Annotated in this window: 17 protein-coding genes; 7 read left to right on the top strand and 10 right to left on the bottom strand. The window is 36.6% G+C overall.

Going from position 1 to position 14,862, the window contains the following annotated elements; all coding sequences use genetic code 11:
• Positions 1-164: 164 nt before the first annotated feature.
• Genes SJY09_RS08020 through SJY09_RS08010 form a run of 3 tightly spaced genes read right to left on the bottom strand, consistent with a single transcriptional unit; the run spans position 165 to position 3,243 of the window.
• Complete coding sequence (locus tag SJY09_RS08020) at positions 165-1,580, bottom strand: CCA tRNA nucleotidyltransferase (RefSeq protein WP_396638616.1); 1,416 nt, start codon at positions 1,578-1,580, stop codon at positions 165-167.
• Positions 1,581-1,584: 4 nt separating this feature from the next.
• Entirely contained in the window at positions 1,585-2,160 is a 576-nt protein-coding gene (locus SJY09_RS08015; protein WP_396638430.1) for an L-threonylcarbamoyladenylate synthase, read from the bottom strand.
• Between the two features lie 3 nt (positions 2,161-2,163).
• Complete coding sequence (locus SJY09_RS08010) at positions 2,164-3,243, bottom strand: hypothetical protein (protein ID WP_396638429.1); 1,080 nt, start codon at positions 3,241-3,243, stop codon at positions 2,164-2,166.
• Between the two features lie 53 nt (positions 3,244-3,296).
• Here SJY09_RS08010 and SJY09_RS08005 point away from each other — a divergent pair, with 53 nt between their 5' ends.
• The gene (locus SJY09_RS08005) at positions 3,297-4,127 is read left to right on the top strand and encodes a glycosyltransferase family 2 protein (protein WP_396638428.1); all 831 of its coding nucleotides are present in this window, start codon (positions 3,297-3,299) and stop codon (positions 4,125-4,127) included.
• On the opposite strand, the gene SJY09_RS08000 is transcribed toward SJY09_RS08005, so the two are convergent.
• Both SJY09_RS08000 and SJY09_RS07995 read right to left on the bottom strand, forming a co-directional pair.
• Complete coding sequence (locus SJY09_RS08000; protein ID WP_396638427.1) at positions 4,109-4,903, bottom strand: glycosyltransferase family 2 protein; 795 nt, start codon at positions 4,901-4,903, stop codon at positions 4,109-4,111. The two genes, SJY09_RS08005 and SJY09_RS08000, sit on opposite strands and share 19 nt — an antisense overlap.
• Positions 4,904-4,998: 95 nt before the next feature.
• The gene (locus SJY09_RS07995) at positions 4,999-5,814 is read right to left on the bottom strand and encodes a 2,3,4,5-tetrahydropyridine-2,6-dicarboxylate N-succinyltransferase (RefSeq protein WP_396638426.1); all 816 of its coding nucleotides are present in this window, start codon (positions 5,812-5,814) and stop codon (positions 4,999-5,001) included.
• Positions 5,815-5,914: 100 nt separating this feature from the next.
• Between SJY09_RS07995 and ruvX the strand changes: the two genes are divergently transcribed.
• Genes ruvX through SJY09_RS07975 form a run of 4 tightly spaced genes read left to right on the top strand, consistent with a single transcriptional unit; the run spans position 5,915 to position 8,090 of the window.
• Positions 5,915-6,325 (top strand): Holliday junction resolvase RuvX, encoded by a 411-nt coding sequence (ruvX, locus tag SJY09_RS07990; protein ID WP_396638425.1) that lies wholly within the window; start codon positions 5,915-5,917, stop codon positions 6,323-6,325.
• 7 nt (positions 6,326-6,332) lie between these two features.
• Positions 6,333-7,016 (top strand): DUF1919 domain-containing protein, encoded by a 684-nt coding sequence (locus SJY09_RS07985; RefSeq protein ID WP_396638424.1) that lies wholly within the window; start codon positions 6,333-6,335, stop codon positions 7,014-7,016.
• Between the two features lie 3 nt (positions 7,017-7,019).
• The gene (def, locus tag SJY09_RS07980; protein WP_396638423.1) at positions 7,020-7,610 is read left to right on the top strand and encodes a peptide deformylase; all 591 of its coding nucleotides are present in this window, start codon (positions 7,020-7,022) and stop codon (positions 7,608-7,610) included.
• 60 nt (positions 7,611-7,670) lie between these two features.
• Positions 7,671-8,090, top strand: a complete 420-nt coding sequence (locus SJY09_RS07975; protein ID WP_396638422.1) for a DUF5606 domain-containing protein — start codon at positions 7,671-7,673, stop codon at positions 8,088-8,090.
• 53 nt (positions 8,091-8,143) lie between these two features.
• Here SJY09_RS07975 and SJY09_RS07970 read toward each other — a convergent pair whose 3' ends face one another.
• From SJY09_RS07970 to SJY09_RS07955, 4 genes are all read right to left on the bottom strand, one after another.
• Positions 8,144-9,760, bottom strand: a complete 1,617-nt coding sequence (locus SJY09_RS07970; RefSeq protein ID WP_396638421.1) for a family 20 glycosylhydrolase — start codon at positions 9,758-9,760, stop codon at positions 8,144-8,146.
• A 6-nt stretch (positions 9,761-9,766) separates the two neighbouring features.
• Entirely contained in the window at positions 9,767-10,420 is a 654-nt protein-coding gene (locus tag SJY09_RS07965; RefSeq protein ID WP_396638420.1) for a GDSL-type esterase/lipase family protein, read from the bottom strand.
• An 87-nt stretch (positions 10,421-10,507) separates the two neighbouring features.
• Positions 10,508-11,383, bottom strand: a complete 876-nt coding sequence (locus SJY09_RS07960; RefSeq protein ID WP_396638419.1) for an alpha/beta hydrolase — start codon at positions 11,381-11,383, stop codon at positions 10,508-10,510.
• A gap of 21 nt (positions 11,384-11,404) precedes the next feature.
• Entirely contained in the window at positions 11,405-12,127 is a 723-nt protein-coding gene (locus SJY09_RS07955) for an MIP/aquaporin family protein (RefSeq protein ID WP_396638418.1), read from the bottom strand.
• A gap of 178 nt (positions 12,128-12,305) precedes the next feature.
• On the opposite strand from SJY09_RS07955, the gene SJY09_RS07950 reads away from it, so the two are divergent.
• Positions 12,306-12,773, top strand: coding sequence for a hypothetical protein (locus SJY09_RS07950; protein ID WP_396638417.1), 468 nt, complete (start codon positions 12,306-12,308; stop codon positions 12,771-12,773).
• Between the two features lie 95 nt (positions 12,774-12,868).
• Here the strand turns inward: SJY09_RS07950 and SJY09_RS07945 are convergent, their stop codons facing one another.
• Positions 12,869-13,702 (bottom strand): sugar phosphate isomerase/epimerase family protein, encoded by an 834-nt coding sequence (locus SJY09_RS07945; RefSeq protein WP_396638416.1) that lies wholly within the window; start codon positions 13,700-13,702, stop codon positions 12,869-12,871.
• 342 nt (positions 13,703-14,044) lie between these two features.
• Between SJY09_RS07945 and mazG the strand changes: the two genes are divergently transcribed.
• Entirely contained in the window at positions 14,045-14,827 is a 783-nt protein-coding gene (gene mazG, locus SJY09_RS07940; protein ID WP_396638415.1) for a nucleoside triphosphate pyrophosphohydrolase, read from the top strand.
• Positions 14,828-14,862 lie beyond the last annotated feature (35 nt).

Here is a 14,862-nt window from a genome sequence, read left to right as displayed (position 1 = left end):
TTAGTACGCCAAAAATAAAAGTTACTCTATTCTGTTTATCTAGAATTTGGTCAAGTGGTAAGCGTTTCGGGTTGAATTAATGTTAATGATTGTTTTACAGCGGTGTAACAACAAGACTTGTTCCGATGAAAGGATTTTTTTGTAGATAAAATGACCTTTATTAACTAAGATAATCCAAGAGATTCCCCTTTCTTCATCATAAAATCCCTTGCAGCTTTGTGCTCATTGGGTATTTCTCCCTCAAGAATAGCTTCTTTAATAGCTTCTTTAATAATTCCTATCTCCTTAGAGGGTTTTAAATTAAAAGCCTTCATAATTTCCTCGCCACTAATGGGAGGCTGAAAATTACGTATTCTATCGCGCTCTTCTACCTCAATGATTTTCTTTCTAACAATTTTAAAATTGTTCTTGTATCGTTTTTGTTTTTTAGGGTTTTTGGTGGTGATGTCCGCTTCGCAAAGTGTCATTAAATCCTCAACGTTTTCCCCGGCATCAAAAACGAGTCTTCTCACTGCTGAATCCGTTACATACTCTTCAGCTAAAATAATGGGTCTGGAACTCATCAATACCAATTTTTGTACGTATTTCATCTTTTCATTCAAAGGAAGCCGTAACCTTTTGAAGAGTTTGTAGACCATTTTTGAACCAACGAATTCATGCCCGTGAAAGGTCCAACCAATTTTTTTATGAAACCTTTTTGTCGGTGCTTTGCCAATATCATGTAATAGTGCGGCCCATCTAAGCCATAGGTTATCCGTAGCTATGGCAATATTGTCGACAACCTCTAAAGTGTGCCAAAAGTTGTCCTTATGTTTTTGACCTTCTATTTCTTCAATGCCCTGTAAGGCTGTTAATTCTGGAAGTATCAGACCTAGTAAGCCTGTTTTATGCAATAAAGCAAAACCTTTAGAAGGTGTGCTGCAGCGCATTATTTTGTTCAACTCATCAACAATGCGCTCCTTGGATATGATTTTTATACGTTCTTTGTTATCGGTAATCGCCTGTAATGATGCTGATTCAATCACAAAATTAAGTTGTGTAGCAAAGCGTATAGCACGCATCATGCGCAATGGATCATCCGAGTAGGTAATACCTGGTTCTAATGGTGTACGTATGATGTTCTTTTCTAAATCGGCAATACCATCAAAAGAATCTAGTAATCCACCAAAATTTTCACTGTTTAAAGATAATGCTAAAGCATTAATGGTAAAATCTCTTCTATTTTGGTCGTCTTGTAAGGTGCCATTTTCTACAACGGGCTTTCTACTATCTCTGTGATAGCTTTCCTTTCTCGCGCCTACAAATTCCAGTTCAATGTCGTTGTATTTGATCATGGCCGTTCCAAAATTCTTGAAGACCGAAATTTGTGGATTGTTCTCCAGTTTAGCGGCAACTTTCTCGGCTAAGGCTATACCGCTGCCCACGGCAACAATATCAATATCCTTTGCCGTTCCCCTTTTTAAAAAATAATCACGTACAAAACCCCCGATGACATAACACTCCACTGAGAGTTCATCAGCAGCTTTTGAAATAACTGAAAATATTGGGTCTGTTAAAGCTTCTTCGTGGCTTTCTTGCATATTGTTATTGACGAATAATCTTGACCGTGCCATCGTTACCTAATTTAATGATGGATGAGGGATTAGTAATTTTTATATCCTGTTGCAAATTTACCACATAGTCTACACCTGCTAAAATAGCGGCATCTATTTCTTTGAAACTTTTTGGCACGGGTTTACCCATGATACTCGCCGAAGCGGCAACAATCGGTTTTTTAAATCTCCCTATTAAATAGCTGCAAAACTTATCGGTTGTTACGCGTACAGCTATGGAACCGTCCACGTCTAAGAGATTTTTAGCAAACCCTTTTGGGCTGTCATAAATTATGCTTGTTGGCTTAGTTGCTAAATCCATGATATCGTAGGCAAGGTCTGGTACGGTGGCAACATACCGTTCTAACATGGCGTCATTAGCGACCATGCTAATTATTCTTTCATTAGGACTACTTTGTTTTAAATTGCGTATGCTATTTATGGCTTTCTCATTTGTTGCATCGCCACCAATGGCCCATGATGTTTCAGTAGGGTAGAGTATGATGCCACCATTCTCTAATATGTTATGACACGCTTTAAGTGCTAAAGAAAAATCAGTTTTCTTCATTTATTAGTTTTCTAATAGGTCTAAATATTTTTTTTGCTGTGCTTTAAAACTCCACTTAGGATTATCATAGTATGTTTTTGGGTTTAATGTGCCTTCACTAATTTGTTCTAATAACTGTGAAAGGTTTTTTGCATTTTCGTAAAAGTACGAGGTCAGTTGTAAATCAGGTATTACGATTAGTTCTTTAGGACATATTAGCGGTTTCTTATAGGCAAAGGCAAGATTGTAAGCTCCTGTTATTTTGTACGCTAAATAGTTTTGTTCGGTTAGCGAAACTGGTGCCATGATATACTCAGATTTTTTGATGTATTCATGAAAGACCGTATTGGGTATAAAGTTGTCAAAAGTCACCAAATACTTTAGAAGACCAAGTTGTTCGGCATGTTTTAGAAACTGAACGGTGTCCGGTTTTTTATAGTCCATTTTACCAAGAAGAATTATTTTTAGATGATCTGTGGGTGCTAAATAAGATAGGGCGTTTAAAATCACTTCATAATCTCTTCTTTTGTAATTAAGTTCGCCCGGTATGCAAATCCATATTTGATTGTTGTTCTTAGGTACTTGTTCTGAATCGTATTGTGGAAAAAAGATAGGATAAAAAGAACTAAGTTTAATATTGTCATTTTCTATGTCCGCTGAATTGGTTAAAAAATCGTTGAGTACATAATACTCGGTAATCCTTTGGCTAACGATTTTTTGGGAGGTGCTACGGTTAAGTTTTTTTAGATTATGAATAATTCCATAACACTTTATGCGCTTTGGTAAGTATTTGGTCAGGGCAATAACCTCTTTGTTAGAACTGGCAGTATTGAAGATTACCTTTTTAAAATCACTTTTTATTATGAAGCGGTACAATGAAAACCAATTAGTGATTCTTTTGAGTATAAAAGAGGAAGATCTTGGATTGAAAAGAATAATGTTTTCCCTAGCGACCCCATAGAACTCAATATTACTGTTATTTTTGGGATTAAGAATTAGGGTCAGGTCATAATTACTTTTGATAAGAAATTGTATTTGACTATATAGACATTCTTCATGATACGAAGTAAGTTCTATTAGTGCTATTTTCTTTTTTTTAATCATTATTTTAAGGTTGATTCAAAGATACTGGAAGACTTTTATATTTTTGTGCTATTATGAAGGACACCATTGATATTCCTAAAATAAGTGTAATCGTAAGTACCTACAATGCTGAAGAGTGGTTAAAAAAGGTGCTTTGGGGTTTTAACCAGCAAACTTTTAAGAATTTTGAGGTGGTCATAGCGGATGACGGTTCGAGGCAAGCCACCAAAGACTTGATAACGCAGCTATCCAAGGAAGTTTTCTACCCAATTGTACATGTTTGGCAGGAAGATGATGGCTTCCAAAAGTCTAGAATTCTGAATAAAGCTGTTGAGTCCTGCTCTGCTAATTATATTATTATGACAGACGGTGACTGCATACCCCGAGAGGATTTTGTGCAGGTGCATTACATCAATAAGGAGGAAGGTTATTTCATTTCTGGAGGATACTATATGTTACCTATGAATATTTCAAAACTGATAACCTTAGAAGACATTCAGAAGCAAAATTGTTTCAACATCAATTGGCTAAAGGAAAAAGGTATCCCTCAGACCTTTAAAAATAATAAGCTTACCGCTAATGGTCTTATTTCTAAGTTATTAAATTGGATAACCCCAACTAACGCAAGCTGGAATGGGCATAACTCGTCTGGATGGAAGAAAGATATTCTCAATATAAACGGATTTGATGAACGCATGCAGTATGGTGGGCAAGACAGAGAGCTTGGGGAGCGACTTTTTAACTTTGGCATTAAATCCAAACAACTAAGATATAGTGCTGTTTGTGTGCACTTAGACCACAAAAGGGGGTATAAGACGCCGGAATCAATTGCTAAAAATGTGGGGATAAGAAAAAATACAAAAAGGGAAAAGCGTGTTTGGACTTTCTATGGCATTACTAAATAGTATGCCAATTCGTTCTTCTGCTCTAGCCGTTTTAGCTCTTTGAAACGTTCCAATACACCAAGGGCATTAAGGTAACAAACAGAAAATCCCTTTTTCCCATCTAAGAACCCAAGTCTTAGGATATAATGGTTAAAGAACTTCCATGTAGGTTTAATGAACATGAGCATATAGTTAAAAGACTTCTCCATGTAAAAAGACTCTATAGCCTTTAGTCTGCCATATTTAAGCATTTTACCTTTGTAGTCTTCGTAATTCTTGTAACAGTAATGAATAAGCTTTTCATTCAAAATTCCAGACTTTCCTTCTACATTTAGTGTTTCATGGACTATTTTACGGTCACAAAACTTAGTCTTACTTTTTCTGAAAAGACGATAATTTTTATCGGTTTGCCAACCGCTAAATCTTAATTTTTCATTTTGGAACATGAACTGTCTATAAAACCAAAAAGCTACTTCTTCCGGTTGCTTGTTAACTGTACGTTTTATTTCGTCCCTTAAATTCGTTGATACAATTTCATCCGCATCAAGAAACAATACCCAATCATTGGAAGCTTGTTTAAGCGTAAAAGACTTCTGAGCAGTAAAATTTTCAAATGGATTTTGAACAACTTTAACTCTAGGGTGATTTAAAAGATATTCATAAGTACCGTCCGTACTATAAGAATCTACAACTATTATTTCATCTGCAAAAGAAACGGACTCAATGCATTTTTCTATGTATCCTATTTCATTATAGGTGATAATTAAGGCCGATATCTTTTCTGCTACGTTAGTCATACAATTGGTAAGTAGGATTGTCTTAGATAGTTTAACAAAGTTATAACTAAAAAAAAAGCAAAAAAGTATATCCTGTATAAATTTCTTACAAAAAATTATACTGCAACATCATACGTCCGCAATGCATCGTTCAATGATGTTTTCTTATTTGTACTTTCCTTTCTTGTCCCAATAATTAATGCACAGGGCACTTGAAACTCTCCCGCAGGAAATTTCTTTGTGTAACTCCCTGGTATAACAACTGAACGTGCAGGTACCCTACCTTTTAATTCGGTCGGCTGTTCTTTGGTAACATCAATAATCTTAGTAGAGGCCGTTAAAACTACATTGGCTCCCAGAACTGCTTCCTTCTCCACATGTACTCCCTCAACAACTATACATCTAGAGCCTATAAAAGCATTGTCCTCTATAATAACTGGTGATGCTTGTAATGGTTCTAATACGCCTCCAATACCCACACCTCCGCTTAAGTGTACATTTTTTCCTATCTGGGCACAGCTACCTACTGTGGCCCAAGTATCTACCATGGTTCCTTCATCTACATAAGCACCTATGTTAACGTAGCTGGGCATTAAAATAGTCCCTGGTGATATATATGCACCGTGTCTTGCTACTGCATTGGGTACAACACGAATGCCTTTCTCCGCATATCCCTTTTTTAAAGGCATTTTATCATGGTATTCAAAAATACCAGCTTCCAGGGTTTCCATTTTTTGAATGGGAAAATAAAGTACTACTGCTTTTTTTACCCACTCGTTTATCTGCCACCCATCACTTGTAGGTTCTGCGCAACGTAATTCACCAAGATCGATTAAATTTATAACCTCCCTAATTGCTTTTTGAATATCGTCTTCCTTTAAAAGGTCTCTGTTGTCCCAAGCCTTTTCTATAGTATTTCTTAAATCCGTCATCTTTCCTAAAATTTTGTCAAATATAGGTTGAAGTTGAGGAATTCACTCGTACTGAAGACACATATAACAAATTATACTTTATTTTTGCCAAAAATTAAAATTGGGAAGAATCCTCGCTATTGATTATGGCTTAAAAAGAACCGGAATTGCGGTTACGGATGAAATGGGTTTAATAGCATTTGGCCTTACTACTGTAGCTACAGACGACATCTTTGCATTCTTAAAAAAATACACAACAGATGAGAATGTTACGGATTTTGTAGTAGGAGAGCCGAAACAGATGAACAACGAGCCATCGGAGTCGGAAGCTTTAATTTTACCGTTTTTGGATAAATTGGTGACTAACCACCCAGAAATAAGAATACACAGGCAAGATGAAAGATTTACCTCCAAAATGGCCTTTCAGAGTATGTTGGATGCCGGAATGGGCAAGAAACAACGTAAAAATAAAGCTTTGGTAGACGAAATAAGCGCTACCATTATTCTTCAATCCTTTTTGGAAAGAACTTAATTTGGATATGTTACAGCGACTAGAAATTTTCTTGAAACGAAAAATAAGACATGCATTTAGCTCTTATTACCAAAACAAGGATATTTCTAGATTGAAGAATAAGGAATTTGTTCTCATAAGCCGAAATTGCTGGGGAGGTCAGGTTTATCAATGGTTGGGACTACCTTACAATACACCTTTCGTAGGGCTATTTTTATTTGGACCGTGTTATATGAAGTTACTGAACGATTTTGATAGGTATATGAAATTGGATCTGAAATTTTGCGAAATCTCTAAGTACCCTGAGGCTTATAACGATTATCCTATTGGTGTACTAGACGATATAGAAATACATTTTCAGCATTATGAAAGTCCCGAAGAGGCCACAGAAAAATGGTCTAGAAGAAAAGAACGTATGCTGAAATTTAAGAATAAGGACAATTATTTCTTCAGTATTTGTGACAGAAGGCGGGTTACCGATGATGACATAACGGCTTTCCATAAACTAGACTTTAAGAACAAGATATCTTTTTCTTTTAAAAAACTAAAAGGTTTAAGTAATCGCGAGCATATAAAGTTCATTCAAGATTTATCAAAAAAGAAAGGTGCTCCGCCAAATGGAAAAAAAAGATTTAAGCTGAGCTTTTTGTATTTTGATATTGTCAATTATTTGAATACCTATAGTATAACAAGAACAAGATTTAAACAATAAAAAATGATTTTACCTATAATAGCTTATGGCGACCCGGTGCTAAGAAAAGTGGCTTCTAACATAGATAAAGATTATCCTAACCTGAATGACCTGCTTACTAATATGTGGGAAACCATGTATAATGCCAACGGAGTTGGTCTTGCGGCACCACAGATAGGCTTAGCGGTGCGTATTTTTTTGGTGGATACAGAACCGTTTGCAGACGATGATGAGTTAACGGAGGAGGAGCAAAAACAATTAAAGGGATTTAAACAGGTATTTATAAATGCGGAGATAGAGGAGGAAACTGGGGAGGAATGGCCTTTTAACGAAGGTTGTCTTAGTATACCTGATGTTCGAGAAGATGTAAACAGAAAGGATACTATTAAAATAACGTATCAAGATGAAAATTTTAAAACACACACCAAAATTTATGATGGTCTTTTGGCGAGAGTTATTCAACATGAGTATGACCATATTGAAGGTGTGCTTTTCACGGATAAGCTGTCCTCATTAAAAAAACGACTTATAAAAGGTAGGTTAACCAATATTTCAAAAGGTAAAATAAATGTAGATTATCGCATGCGTTTTCCAAATCAAAAAAAAGGACGTTAAATCCTTCCGTTTATCAATAGAAAAATATAATATTTGTCGCTTAAAATTTTAGTGTAGCTCATGGGATTGGAAAAAATATTATCCGTTGCTGGGAAACCTGGCTTATACAAACTTGTTACACAAACCAGATCTGGGTTTGTGGCAGAGTCACTCTTAGATGGAAAAAAAATAAGTGTAGGCCTACGCAGCAATGTAAGTGTCCTCTCAGAAATTGCTATCTATACCCTAGAAGAGGAGCTTCCCTTACGTGAAGTTTTTCTTAATATTCAAGTGAAAGAAAAAGGCGCCAAGACTTCAATAAGTCATAAAGCTCCAAAAATAGAGTTGGAAGAATACTTTTTTGAAGTGCTCCCAAACTATGATGAGGACCGTGTATATGCTAGTGATATTAAAAAAATAATACAGTGGTACAATATCTTAGTAGCCAAAAACATGGCAGATTTTTCTGATGATTCTAATAACGACGCATCAGAAGAATAGGTGGAAACTAGAATAATAAAAAAAGCCTCGACAAAATGTCGAGGCTTTTTTTATTAATCCTTTTCTATAGTTTCATAACGGTATTTGCTTTTTTTCCAATCTATAAGAGGAGAGGGGTAATATTTTACGTTCATCCTGTCTAGGAAGGGCGCTTGGTCTGCCAATCGAACTTTATAATCTTCCCAATCCCTATTTTCGGGAATACTCCAGCTCAATTCTGAATAACCAATAACCCGTGGAAAGGCTAAATATTCCAATTCATCAATATTACTTATTGTTTCTGACCAAAGTGGCGCCTCAACACCTAAAATATTCGCAAAAGGAATGCCTCCATATTCCTCTGGCGACCAAACATAGGCAGTATCTACGGGAATATATGCTGCCCAATGCAAACCATGTTTTGAATCTGAGTCGTAAGACATATCCAAATAGGCTTTTTTTGCTGGTGAAACTATTACCTTCATCCCTTTTTCAACGGCTTTCTTTGCGTTTTCTTCGCTAGACCACCAATGAGAGATAGATGTAGAGTCAATATCCGCTAAGGCTATTTCATCCCATCCAATCATGCGTTTCCCATACTTCTGAACTATTTTTTCTACTCTGTTTACAAAATAGATATAATCATTTTTCTTAGTAACATGGCTTTCGTCTCCTCCAATATGAAAATACGGTCCCGGTGTAATTGCGGCAATTTCGCGTACAACATCATCTATGAAGGCATAAACGGTGTCCTTTCTAGTATCGAATGTGCTAAAGCCAACATGGGTGCCTTCATATAATTTGGGTGTTTTACCGTTTCCATTTAAAAGAGGATAGGAAACCGAAGCAGCGTTGGTGTGACCCGGCATGTCAATTTCTGGTATAATCGTCATATACCGTTCTGCGGCGTAACGCACAATTTCTTTATAATCTTCTTGGGTGAAAAAACCACCTGCTTCACCACCAACTTCTGTGCTGCCACCAACTTCTGTTAATTTTGGCCATGATTTTATTTCTATTCTCCAGCCTTGATCATCAGATAAGTGGAGGTGTAAAACATTTATTTTGTAGTACGATAAAAGGTCTATGTATTTTTTTACATCTGCTACGCTAAAAAAATGTCGGGCAACATCTAACATTGCACCTCGGTAGGCGAAATTTGGATTATCCACTATTTTTCCTGTAGGAACCGGCCATATAGACTGTTCCGCTAAAGTATCATTGCTGGTTTCGGGTACAAGTTGCCTTAACGTCTGTATTCCTCTAAATGCTCCTTCTGATGTATTCGCGTTCAGTATTACGGAATCTTGATTGATGTAAAGTTGATACGCCTCTGGAGCATCAAGTTCTATACTGTCCGATTGATTTATATAGATGATACGCTCAACTATATTTGATGTTTCTTGATTCACCGGAATTTCTAAATCTATTTTAGATTTTAGTTTTCCCGCTAAAAACTTTCCTACCTCTTCAAAGCCAGTGGCACCTTTACTGGTATATATTGCCGTAAATTGATCCAGGGCGAAAGCAGAATGCGTTGGTACGGTCTTGACGGGTTTAGGCATCAAACTAACCTTACTCATATCTGTAGTTGGCATGGGTATTCTTTTTTTCTCTTCTTTTTGACAGGCTATGACCGTAATGCCCAATGCCAAGAAAAAAATACATCTGGTTAAAAAGTGTTTTGTCATTATGTATTATTTATTATCGTTTACTAAATTTTTCATTGCGGTATACCAAATATCGTAGCCTTTTTGGTTCATATGTAACCCATCGGATATAAAAATATCAGTCTTTAATTTTCTTCCATCGAGCATGGGATTCCAAACATCTACATAGCTTAAGTAAGCGTCGTCTTTGCTCAAACGTTGAAACTTTTTATTAAGACGTTTGTACTTGCCTCGAAGTTTCCATCTGCTAATGCTGGGTTTTGCAGAAATAATGACTATTTGAGTGTTGGGATTTTGATTTCTTATTTGCTGTATAATTGCAGTGGTCGTTTGAATAATTTTTTTGGGTTTCTTTTTTGCAGTAATGTCATTGTCACCTTCGTAGATAAAAACTTTCACTGGCTTATATTTTAATACAAGGCTGTTTAAATGTAATAATAGATCGGATGCTTGTGAACCACCAAAACCTGTGTTAACTATATGATGTTCTGGAAAGGATTCTTCTAAACTTTTCCAGAGCCTAACACTTGAGCTTCCCGTAAATACGATGGTTTCTTTGGAACTATCCCAAATGGTATCATATTTAACCGAAATAGCAGCAACTTCCTCAGCAAAAGGTATGTTTTCTTGTGCGTGCGAAATGGTAGTTATTAAAAGGAAAAGCGTTAAAAAATTTCTCATTAAAATGTGTTGAAAGGTCAAAAAAAGAGGAACTAAAGGTTTAATCAAATCATTTTCGACAAATGTTGGCTTAAGTAGCATGAGGGTTTATTCCGAGGATGATACAATATCCTCGGCCAATGCCCAATCATAGAAGCGCTGTATCCAATCATCAGAGGGTAGCCCTTGTTCTTTCATACCAAACCCATGTCCGCCTTTGGAATACATATGTAAGCCTGCCGATTTTTGAGCAGTTAACCAAGAAGCATATAATTCAAGGCTTCCGCTTGCGAGTCCCAAGGGATCGTCAGAAGCACAGATTACTAGCATTGGTGGAGCATTTTCAGGTGCGGCTTGTACTGGTAAAACAGTAGTCCAAGGATATATAGGAACTATAAAATCTGGTCGGTTAGCTTTACTGTAATTATAAGTTACGCCCATTGTAACTGCGCCACCCGCAGAAAATCCCATGAAACCTATTTTATTTGGATTTAACTTAAGGGCGGACGCATTTGACCTAACATACGAAATTGCGGAAAGACCATCTGCTATGGATAACGGCAAAACGGGCGCTACTCGTTCACCGATTCTTTTGGGATTGGTATTTCCCTCTACCGTGATTTCTTGGACACCATCTTCACCTGTAGGGACTAATCGGTACTTAAGTACAAACGCGGTGATACCTTTATCATTCAACCATTTTGCTACGGCCGTGCCTTCACTTTCAATACTTAGAGCATATAACCCACCCCCCGGAGCTATAATAACACTTGTGCCATTAGGATTTTCTGGCTGAAACAACTCCATTGTTGGTTCCGATACATTGGTGACCACTTTGTTCTGCCATATATCGGAAAAATATTCTTTTTCATCACTGCTCCACGTAATATTCTTATCAGTTTTATGAGGAATAGGTATAACATTTTGAGCACAGGTACTAGAGGCCATGAGCGATATGGTAATTAAGGATAGTATCGTTTTCATAAAAGACTTTTTTATTTATTTCTAAGGTATCAGCACAAAAACTCCAGCTGCTAATAAAGCGCCTATAATAGGTCCCAGGATAGGAATCCAAGCATAGGACCAATCACTGGTACCTTTGCTTTTTAACGGTAAAATTGCATGTAGTAGCCGCGGCCCAAAATCCCTAGCTGGATTTATAGCGTAACCCGTAGGTCCTCCAATTCCAAAACCTATACCCATAATTAAGAGGGCAACAGGTAATGCATCAATAGCGCCTAAAGAAATGGTTTCTCCATCTATAGAACCGCTAGCGATATAAAAAACACCAAATACCAAACAAAATGCCCCAATGGCCTCGGTGATTACGTTCCAAAAGGGGTCCCTAATAGCAGGTGCTGTGGAAAAGGTGGCCAATATGGCAGCAGAATCTTCGGTTGCATCATATTGTTTTTTGTAAGCCAACCAGACTAAGATATTACCTATCATAGCCCCAAGTATTTGAGCTAGAATATAACCGGGAACTAGGCTCCAAGAAAATTTGCCTGCCGCGGCTAAACCTATAGTTACAGCAGGGTTAAGATGGGCGCCACTTATATCTGCAGAGATAAAAACACCAATAAAAACAGCAATACCCCAACCTAATGAGATTCCCACCCATCCAAGATCAGGACCTTTTGTGCCTTTTAAAACTAGATTAGCAACAATGCCATTACCGATGAGCATTAACATTCCCGTACCGATAACTTCAAAAATATAAATGTTCATTATTTTAATTTGGTGGATTAAGATAAAAAAATGAATTGATTAAAATGACCAATGTGCGCTTTACTTTCGTTAGAATATTTCATGCTATTGATGTAGCATCAAATCTTTTGACTTAAATTAACTTATGATATTTTTTATTTTATCAAAAAAGTATAATCTTACTAAAAAAATTATGAAAATGTCTATTCAAAGGCTCAGTACTTTTTTTATTATCCTAACGGTATTATTTTCTTGTTCATCTGATGATGGTGGAACTCCCGTTATTCCAGATTCATTTTTGGCAATTGGGGCTTGGAATTTAACGGCGGTCAACGTTAGCGTTGCTCAAGATGTAAATGAGGATGGTGCTTCTTCAACCAATCTGATTGATGAACTACCATGTTTATCCGGTCTCCTGACCATAAATAGTAATAATACTTGGAGCGCAACAATTGTTGATATAGATGTAACACCAATAACCGGTGACCTTTATATTATTAATTGTGGTAGTTCTCTTTCCTTTTCCGGTAATTGGAGTAATACAGGAAATACCTTGTCTTTGAATTCTTCCGACTTTCAAGATTTTAGCTTAAGTGGGGACACTTTAACTGAAAATAAAGGAGAAAACCTTCCGGGCTTTTTGAGCTTTGTATATACAAAGCAGTAGTTTAAGGATATTTCACAGTAACCTGAATTATTTAACACCTATTCTTATTACTAATAAATTCAGTGTAATGAGGTTGGTTGCCTAGCTGTAACTATTCAAAGTTTAGCTAAATAATCCATATTGTGGCGCATACTATCGATTGGGTTATTGGTATATTCTTCTTGTTCTATGAAAATGTGTTTTACTCCGGATAATTTCCGATACTGCATCATTAATGGTATGTCCAGACCACCTTTACCAAACTCCGTACTTTCCTCTTTTACCATGTCCATATCCTTCAAATGCCACAGCGGGAATCTTCCCGGATACTTTTCAAAGTAATGTAAAGGGTCTTTTTCGGCAATAATAACCCAACCTAAATCTAACTCCATATGCACTAGGTCTGGCTCGGTATTATCCATAAGAATATCATATAGTACCTGACCGTTATCAGATTCAAATTCATATTCATGATTATGATAACCAAATTTGATTCCTAGTTTTTCACAGGCCTCTCCTGCTTTATTGAAAGCATCGGCTACTTTTTTGTAATTAGCAACATTCTGTCCGTTAGAAGGCATGGAGGAGCAGATGAGATATTCTTGATCAGCCGCCGCGGCCTCCTCCATGGTTCTCTCAAAATCTTTATCTAAATGTACATGCCCACTCTTTAACTTCATACCCAATTCCTGACAGGTGTCTTTCATTTCTTTTGGCGAAAGACCGTAATAATGACCTTTGGCTGATTTTGCAGATTCTATCTCCTTAATTCCTAAATCCGCAATTTTTTGTAAGGTTCCTTTTGCATCTTTTGCCATATCATCCCTGAAAGAATAGAGTTGTACGCCGTAGACGTCTTTTGCAGGAGTCGCTAAGCAAATATTGGGTACCACTAGGGCTCCAGTGCAAAATATACCAGATTTTAAAAGAAAGTCTCTCCGTGAATTCATAGGCAATTAAATTGGTTAATAGTCAGCTTAAATAATCTGCTTTCAATGATAGAGTAAAACTCAAATACTCCTAACAAATCATTTGTTTAAAATCTCTTGAATATTTTATATAACAATGAATAGAGATAACGCTAGTAATTTTAAAAGTAATGAAAACAATTCATATCCAAGGGTTCGCTAACTTGGTTGTAGCAGGATTACCTTTAATAAACAGTCCATTTTATGCTTAGGTTCTATTTAACATTATCCGAAACCTTATTCTTTTTTAATTCATTAAAATAGGAGAAGCAATAATCCGCAGAAGAAACTTGCTATTCGTATTTTTAGCTAAATTTTTGAACAATGAATTCTAGAGAAGCACAGCTAAAGGCGTTTGACCGTTTACTTACCATTATGGATGAGCTGAGAGCACAATGTCCTTGGGATAAAAAGCAGACCATGCAGACCTTAAGACATCTTACGATTGAAGAAACCTACGAACTAGGGGATGCTATTCTAGACAACGACTTAAAAGAAGTTCAAGGAGAATTAGGAGATTTGCTTTTACATATTGTTTTCTATGCGAAAATTGGTTCAGAATCAAATAGTTTTGATATGGGCGATGTAGCGAACGGTATTTGTGAAAAACTCATAAACAGGCATCCACATATTTACGGAGATGTAGAAGTGGCCAATGAAGAAGAGGTAAAACAGAATTGGGAGAAAATAAAACTTAAGGAGGGTAAGAAAAGTGTTTTGGAGGGTGTTCCAAGAAGTCTGCCTGCATTGGTCAAAGCAAGTAGAATACAAGATAAGGTAGCCGGTGTTGGTTTTGATTGGGAAGAACCGCGTCAAGTATTCGAAAAGGTAAAGGAAGAACTGGAGGAACTACAAGAGGAAGTAGTAGTCGGGGATAAAGATAAAATTGAATCGGAGTTTGGTGATGTGTTGTTCTCTATGATAAACTATGCACGCTTTCTGGGTGTTAACCCTGAAAATGCATTGGAGCGTACCAATAAGAAGTTTTCTAAACGTTTTCAGTATTTAGAACGGGAAGCTCGGAAAAAAGGAGTTTCGTTGCAAGATATGACACTTGAAGAAATGGATATCTATTGGGAAGCGGCGAAGAAAACAGATGAAAGCTAGTACATAAACGCTAACTTATAATTTAAAACTTGTAC

The organism is Maribacter sp. R77961 (genome assembly GCF_044594925.1).
Classification (GTDB): Bacteria; Bacteroidota; Bacteroidia; order Flavobacteriales; family Flavobacteriaceae; genus Maribacter.
Note: the sequence above shows the minus strand (reverse complement) of the source record. Positions and strands in the feature narration are given on the sequence as shown.

Excerpts from the sequence above, each read along its gene's own strand:
- SJY09_RS08020 (WP_396638616.1), bottom strand. The coding sequence starts at position 1,580 with ATGCAAGAAAGCCACGAAGAAGCTTTAACAGACCCAATATTTTCAGTT.
- SJY09_RS08015 (WP_396638430.1), bottom strand. The coding sequence starts at position 2,160 with ATGAAGAAAACTGATTTTTCTTTAGCACTTAAAGCGTGTCATAACATA.
- SJY09_RS08010 (WP_396638429.1), bottom strand. The coding sequence starts at position 3,243 with ATGATTAAAAAAAAGAAAATAGCACTAATAGAACTTACTTCGTATCAT.
- SJY09_RS08005 (WP_396638428.1), top strand. The coding sequence starts at position 3,297 with ATGAAGGACACCATTGATATTCCTAAAATAAGTGTAATCGTAAGTACC.
- SJY09_RS08000 (WP_396638427.1), bottom strand. The coding sequence starts at position 4,903 with ATGACTAACGTAGCAGAAAAGATATCGGCCTTAATTATCACCTATAAT.
- SJY09_RS07995 (WP_396638426.1), bottom strand. The coding sequence starts at position 5,814 with ATGACGGATTTAAGAAATACTATAGAAAAGGCTTGGGACAACAGAGAC.
- SJY09_RS07985 (WP_396638424.1), top strand. The coding sequence starts at position 6,333 with ATGTTACAGCGACTAGAAATTTTCTTGAAACGAAAAATAAGACATGCA.
- def (WP_396638423.1), top strand. The coding sequence starts at position 7,020 with ATGATTTTACCTATAATAGCTTATGGCGACCCGGTGCTAAGAAAAGTG.
- SJY09_RS07975 (WP_396638422.1), top strand. The coding sequence starts at position 7,671 with ATGGGATTGGAAAAAATATTATCCGTTGCTGGGAAACCTGGCTTATAC.
- SJY09_RS07970 (WP_396638421.1), bottom strand. The coding sequence starts at position 9,760 with ATGACAAAACACTTTTTAACCAGATGTATTTTTTTCTTGGCATTGGGC.
- SJY09_RS07965 (WP_396638420.1), bottom strand. The coding sequence starts at position 10,420 with ATGAGAAATTTTTTAACGCTTTTCCTTTTAATAACTACCATTTCGCAC.
- SJY09_RS07960 (WP_396638419.1), bottom strand. The coding sequence starts at position 11,383 with ATGAAAACGATACTATCCTTAATTACCATATCGCTCATGGCCTCTAGT.
- SJY09_RS07955 (WP_396638418.1), bottom strand. The coding sequence starts at position 12,127 with ATGAACATTTATATTTTTGAAGTTATCGGTACGGGAATGTTAATGCTC.
- SJY09_RS07950 (WP_396638417.1), top strand. The coding sequence starts at position 12,306 with ATGTCTATTCAAAGGCTCAGTACTTTTTTTATTATCCTAACGGTATTA.
- SJY09_RS07945 (WP_396638416.1), bottom strand. The coding sequence starts at position 13,702 with ATGAATTCACGGAGAGACTTTCTTTTAAAATCTGGTATATTTTGCACT.
- mazG (WP_396638415.1), top strand. The coding sequence starts at position 14,045 with ATGAATTCTAGAGAAGCACAGCTAAAGGCGTTTGACCGTTTACTTACC.